This is a genomic window from Endozoicomonas sp. SESOKO2 (assembly GCF_024606245.1).
GTDB lineage: Bacteria > Pseudomonadota > Gammaproteobacteria > Pseudomonadales > Endozoicomonadaceae > Endozoicomonas_A.
Genome location: NZ_JAHHPQ010000707.1, coordinates 1 through 4,487, shown reverse-complemented (window position 1 = coordinate 4,487; position 4,487 = coordinate 1). Strand labels below are relative to the sequence as shown.

The window sequence follows — 4,487 nt, the reverse complement described above, 5'->3', positions numbered from 1 at the left end:
GTCAATGTCAATGCCGTTTTGAGTGATGATTTCACTGCCCTGATGTTGGCATCTGGCAATGGGCACAAGGACGTCGTCGGACGTCTGATCAACGCCGGGGCGAATATCAACGCCGCCTGTTCGAACGGTGTCACCTCAGTGTATATAGCAGCTCAGATGGGCCATACCGACATTGTGAAAGCCCTGATCGAAGCCGGAGCGGATCTCGCAGCCCGGACTGAGGATGACAACACCGCGCTGTTCATCGCTGCCGGGAAGGGCAACACTGACTGCGTGAAAGTCCTGATCAACGCCGGGGCAGACGTCAACGCTGTCCGGACCTCGGATGGCGCCACCCCGCTGTTCATCGCAGCCCAACAAAATAACAGCGACTGCGTGAAAGCTCTGATCGAAGCGCGGGTGGACCTCAACGCCAGGACTGAAGGTGGCGCCACCCCGCTGTTCATCGCTGCTGCGAAAGGCAATACCGACTGCGTAAAAGCCCTGGTCGAAGCCGGGGCGGATCTCAACGCCCAGACTCAGGATGGTGCTACTCCACTGTTCATGGCTGCAAAAGAAAATAACACCGAGTGCCTGAAAATCCTGATCGAAGCCGAGGCGGATCTCAATATCGCCTTTTCGGATGGTGCCACCCCGTTGTTCGTCGCTGCAGCGAAAGGCAATACCGGCTGTGTACAAGTCTTGATCAAAGCCGGGGCGGATCTCAACACTTCCCGGACTTCGGATGGCGCCACCCCACTTTACATCGCAGCCGAGACGGGCAACACTGACTGCGTGAAAGCTCTGATCGGAGCCGGGGCGGATCTCAACGCCCGGAATCAGGATGGCGCCACCCCGCTCCTGATCGCTGCCGAAATGGGCAACACCGACTGCGTGAAAATCCTGATCGAAGCCAAAGCGGAACTCAATGCTGCCTTGTCGAATGGCGTCACCCCACTGTTCATCGCAGCCTGGAAGGGCAATACCCACTGCGTAGATGTCCTGATCAACTTCGGGGCGGATCTCAACGCCCAGATTAAGAATGGCTTCACCCCACTGTTCGTCGCTGCCGCGAAAGGCAATACCGACTGCGTGAAAGTTCTGATCAATGCCGGGGCTGATCCCAACGCCGCCTTGTCGAATGGCACTACTCCTCTCTCCATCGCGTCGGAGATGGACAGAACCGACTGCGTGAAAGCCCTGACCGAGGCAGGGGCAAGGTAGGGGGACAGAGGCAAGTATACACGGCTTTCATGCGCTCCCATCTTATGAGTTTTTGAAATGCGTGATGATTTAGCCACAGCAAACTTTGATAGACATACAATAGATGAACTACCCTACATTTTTCGTATCTGACTCGTGCTAACTGATTGACTGACACAGATGTTCACCTTATGGATGGCATTGCTCGCTGCTCTCTTCTCATGGACACTGAAGGCCGATCAATGTCCTATTTGTTTGACTTACTTCCATGAGCAAAGGAAAGCGCCTGTGGTCGTCAAAACCCAATGTTGTCGCCACCGCTTCGATCTGGACTGTATTTCGAAGTGTTTTTTTCATCAGCCCGTCGGCTCTCGCCGTTGTGCAATGTGTCGGCAAGATCCGATGCCTGTCCTGAATGAGAACACCGGTGAGTCTCACCCGGATACATTTTTCCCCGATGAGGCGTTTTATCTTGCCTGTCTCGAAGGGGATCTGGATCAGTTGGTGAAGTCACTGGCAGAGGGAGTCAACGTCAATGCCAATGTGGATAATGATTTAACTGCCTTGATGTTGGCAACCTTTAACGGGCACAGGGACGTCGTCGAACGCCTGGTCAGCGCCGGAGCGAATGCCAACGCCGTCAGTTGGAGTGGTCACACCGCACTGTCAATCGCTGCCCATAAGGGCCATGCCAACATCGTGAAACTCCTGATTGAAGCCGGGGCGGATCCCGACGCCCCCAGGCCCGGGGATTGCCCTATCCCTCTGTTCAGCGCTGCCCAGAAGGGCCATACCGGCATCGTGAAACTCCTGATTGAGGCCGGGGCCGACCTCAACGCCCCCCGGACTATGGATGGCGCCACCTCGCTGCATATCGCTGTCCAGAAGGGCCATACCGACATCGTGAAACTACTGATCGAAGCCGAGGCGGATCTCAATGCCCACCGGACTATAGATGGCACCACCTCGCTGCATATCGCTGCCCAAGAAAATAACACCGACATCGTGAAACTCCTGATCGAAGCCAAGGCGGATCTCAATGCCGCCTTGTCGGATGGAACCACCACACTCTCCATCGCAACCGAGTTGGGCTATACCGACTGCGAGGGAATGCTGACCTTCGCCGGGGCAAGGTAGGGAACAGAGACAGTTAAGGAAACAAAAGAGAGGCGTTATCTTATCCGGAAAACACGGCTTTCAGGTGTTAAGTTGATCGACAAGAGACGGTGAAAAGTCGAGATCCTGACAGGGCTGAAAGCTTCTCTGGGGCAGTTGAGGACTATTAACTGGGTAACTTGAGTTATTTTCTTGATCTATCCTTCCTCTCTTCACACCAGAATGCAAGGGTAGAATGATTAAGCACCCATTCTTTGCAGCACCACTTTTACTCATGACATTGTCTGTCGTCAGTCAGGCTCAACCGCTGACAAGGCGTTTGCAAGCTCAGGAAGCCACCGCCCGCCCTACAGGCTCTTTCAACAGCTACCTTTATTCTGACTCTGCCGGTGGTAAAGGAGGCTCACAGCAACATCGGCATACTTTGGGTTTAGATTGTTTCGTCTTTCCCTGTCACGGCGTTTGTCAATTCCGACCATCGTCCACTGGCAACGGGCCCACTGAAGGGCCAATCAATTCCGCAGAAAATTCGACAGACCACAAGGACGCAATGCCTGAACAAAGCTCATGTCCACATATGGACAATGGACATTGCCCGGAGTGCGCAGGTCATGTGACTAACACGGATCTACGTCTCACAGATGGCATTGCTCGCCCCGATATCCCCATGGACACTGACGTAACGCCAGAGCCTGATCCCTGTCCTATTTGTCTGGTTCACTTCCATGACCGTGATGAAGCGCTTGTGGTCGTCAAAGCACATTGTTGCGGCCACCACTTCGATCTGGACTGTATTTCCAGGTGTTTTGTTGATCAGCCCATCGGCTCTCGCCGGTGTGCAATTTGTCGGCAAGACCCGATGCCTATGGTGAATGAGAACACCAGTGAATCTCACCCGGATAAGTTTTTCCCCGATTGGACGTTTTATCTTGCCTGTTTTGAGGGGGACTTGGATCAGGTGGAGAAGTCACTGGCAGAGGGAATCAATGTCAATGTCGTTATGAATAATGGTTTCACTGCCTTGCTATTGGCATCCATCCAGGGGCACAAGGACATCGCCGAGTGTCTGATCAATGCCGGGGCGAATCTCAACGCCCGGACTGAGAGAGGTTCCACCTCGCTGTTCATCGCTGCTCAGAAGGGCCATACTGGCATCGTGAAACTCCTGATCGAAGCCAAGTCGGATCTCAACGCCCAAAATAACAATGGCGCCACCGCACTGTTCATCGCTGTTCAAAAAAATAACATCGACTGCGTGAAAGTCCTGGTTAACGCCGGGGCCGATCCCGACGCTGCCTTGTTGGATGGCACCACTTCGCTGTTCTTTGCTGCCCAACAAAATGACAGCGACTGCGTGAAACTCCTGATCGAAGCCAAGGCAGATCTTGACGCCTGTACCAAGAATGATGACACCCCGCTGCTCATTGCTGCTGCGAAAGGCAATACCGACTGCGTGAAACTCCTGATTGAAGCCAAGGCGGATCTCAACGCCCGGGCCAAGAGTGGCGCCACCGCACTGTTCATGGCAGCCCAAGAGGGCAATACTGACTGCGTGAAAGCCCTGACCGAGGCCGGAGCAAGGTAGTTAACAGAGGCAAGACAGGGAACAAAGGAAAGACGTTATCTTTTCCGGTAAATACAGCTTTCAGATGTTAAGGCGATCTACAAGAAACGGTGGAAAGTCGAGACCCTGTCAGGGCTGAAAGTTTCTCTGGGGCAGTTGAGAACAGTTGAGAACAGTTGACTGCGTAATCTGAGTTATTTTCTTGATCTATCCTTCCTGTCTGTTCACCAGAGTACAAGGATAGAATGACTAAGCACTCACTCTTTGCAGCACCATTGTTACTCATGACATTGTCCGTCGTCTGTCAGGCTCAACCGATGACAAGACGTTTTGTTGTCGAGACTGAAAAGAAGCCATCGTTTAATCCGATGAAACAAAAAGAGCTGGGTCAGGATCACCCGTTTGCGGCCATCATTATGATGCCTGGCTCTGGAAATGCCCGGCAACAACACCCGCCATCAGAGTCATCGGGGCAGCAAACTCAGGGTGCCAACGCCTGCCCTGCAGGCTCTTTCAGCAACTCCTTTTATTCTGACTCTGCCGATGGTAGCGAAGGCTCACAGCAACTTTTGCATACTTTGGGTTTAGATTGTTTCGTCTTTCCCTGTCATGGCGTTTGTCAATT

General features: G+C 53.3%; 4 protein-coding genes. All 4 read left to right on the top strand.

Going from position 1 to position 4,487, the window contains the following annotated elements:
• The coding region (locus KDK17_RS17005; protein ID WP_257288626.1) for an ankyrin repeat domain-containing protein at positions 1-1,203 on the top strand (1,203 nt) is incomplete at its 5' end.
• A 174-nt stretch (positions 1,204-1,377) separates the two neighbouring features.
• Complete coding sequence (locus KDK17_RS17000) at positions 1,378-2,319, top strand: ankyrin repeat domain-containing protein (protein WP_257274735.1); 942 nt, start codon at positions 1,378-1,380, stop codon at positions 2,317-2,319.
• A 214-nt stretch (positions 2,320-2,533) separates the two neighbouring features.
• Entirely contained in the window at positions 2,534-3,883 is a 1,350-nt protein-coding gene (locus tag KDK17_RS16995; protein ID WP_257274736.1) for an ankyrin repeat domain-containing protein, read from the top strand.
• A 224-nt stretch (positions 3,884-4,107) separates the two neighbouring features.
• The coding region (locus KDK17_RS16990) for a hypothetical protein (protein WP_257288625.1) at positions 4,108-4,487 on the top strand (380 nt) is incomplete at its 3' end.

What these genes read in the sequence shown, in the direction of transcription:
- KDK17_RS17000 (WP_257274735.1), top strand. Translation starts at nt 1,378, where the DNA reads ATGGCATTGCTCGCTGCTCTCTTCTCATGGACACTGAAGGCCGATCAA.
- KDK17_RS16995 (WP_257274736.1), top strand. Translation starts at nt 2,534, where the DNA reads ATGATTAAGCACCCATTCTTTGCAGCACCACTTTTACTCATGACATTG.